The sequence below is a fragment of the Streptosporangium sp. NPDC004631 genome (assembly GCF_053601935.1).
The window spans coordinates 1-1,482 of record NZ_JBSGCR010000078.1; the positions used below are offsets into that span (position 1 = coordinate 1).

General features: G+C 68.6%; 2 protein-coding genes. Both read right to left on the reverse strand.

Going from position 1 to position 1,482, the window contains the following annotated elements:
- Positions 1-85: 85 nt before the first annotated feature.
- On the reverse strand, positions 86-271 hold the full coding sequence (locus ACWEF2_RS31610; RefSeq protein ID WP_453819910.1) for a hypothetical protein: 186 nt from the start codon (positions 269-271) through the stop codon (positions 86-88).
- Between the two features lie 71 nt (positions 272-342).
- Entirely contained in the window at positions 343-1,326 is a 984-nt protein-coding gene (locus ACWEF2_RS31615; RefSeq protein ID WP_453819911.1) for a Bug family tripartite tricarboxylate transporter substrate binding protein, read from the reverse strand.
- Positions 1,327-1,482: the final 156 nt, after the last annotated feature.

Here is a 1,482-nt window from a genome sequence, read left to right on the forward strand (position 1 = left end):
CAGAACACCCACGGTGACCTCCACCGGGGAGACCTCCCGGTCACGGATCAACTCACCCACCCGGGCCAGCGACAATCCAGCGAGTTCAGACATCGTCCTCCCTCTGGTCGAGGGGCGAGACGAACAACGGCTCCACCTGGTCGACGTCGGTGACCGACATGGCCGCCAGCGCCGCGCGCAGGGACTCGACCTGCGGGCGCAGGCGGGGGGAGAGAAGATTCGAGTCGATGCCGAGAAACTCGTATTCCTCGGCGACTCCTGACGTGCTCACGAGTGCTGCCTCCGTGGTTGCGCGGGGTGGCGCGGGCGCGCGCCACCCCGCGGGTGATGACTCGGGGATGCTCAGTTGGTGACCTTGGCGTAGGTCTCCTCGCTGAGCGTCCAGCGCTTGCCCACCTCGTCACCGGTCATGAACTGGTTGATGATCCCCAGCTCATGGCTCTTCTTCTCGATGCCCTCGGCCTTGAGCGCCTTGTCGACCGCAGACTGCAGCTTCTCCGTGACGGCGGGCGGGGTGTCGGCAGGCACCGAGAGCACGCCCTCGGAGAGCATGACGAGATCCATGCCCTGTGCCTTGAAGGTCGGCGTGCCGGGCAGCAGGTCGGTCTCGGCCTCGGCCATGACGCCGATGGCGCGGACCTGCCCGCTCTTGACGTACTGCAGGACCTCGGGGATGGTGCCGAAGGTGACATCGGTGTGACCGCCGAGCAGGGCGACCATGGCCGGGCCCCCGCCGTCGAACTGCACGTTCGCGAATTCGGCCTGGCCCGTCTTCTCGATCAGCACCCGCCCCATGTCCGCGGGACCGCCGAGGGCGCCGGTGCCGGCCTTGACCTGGCGCGGCTTGGCCTTGGCCTCGGCCATCAGGTCCTTCAGATTCTGGATCTTGCTGTCCTTGGAGACGACCGCGACGACCGGGATGACGAAGTGGTTCGCGACCGGCTTGAACGAGTCGCGGGTGAACGCGGCCTTGCGGGCCGGGTCGAGGTAGGCGCTGGGCGTCGTCGGCAGCAGCGTGTAGCCGAGCGTGTAGCCGTCGGCCTTCGCCTGGGCCAGTGCCGTCAGGCCGATCTGCGAACTCGCGCCCGGCTTGTTGAGGATCTCGACGGGCGTGCCGAGCTGATCCTCCAGGGCCGGCCCGAGCAGGCGGCCGGCGAGGTCGCTGAGCCCGCCCGGGGCGAACGGGACGATGAGCGTCACGGCCTTGCCCTTCTTGGGGAAGTCGGCCTCCTGCTTGGTCGTGCTGCCGCACGCCGCGGTGATGCCGACCACGAGCGGGATCGAGATGGCGAGGGCGAGGCCCCGGAATCGCCGGCTTGAGGTCATGTCAGTTTCCTTCTGCGGGAGTGGAGGGGTGAGCTGCTGTCTGGAGGATGGGCGGCCGGCGCAGGTGCCAGTCGGTGATGTGCTGGTAGGCGTTGGCGGTCTCCAGGACGGCCTGGTCCCGGTGGGGGCGTCCGATGAGCTGGAGGCCGATCGGCA

What these genes read in the sequence shown, in the direction of transcription:
- ACWEF2_RS31615 (WP_453819911.1), bottom strand. Translation starts at nt 1,326, where the DNA reads ATGACCTCAAGCCGGCGATTCCGGGGCCTCGCCCTCGCCATCTCGATC.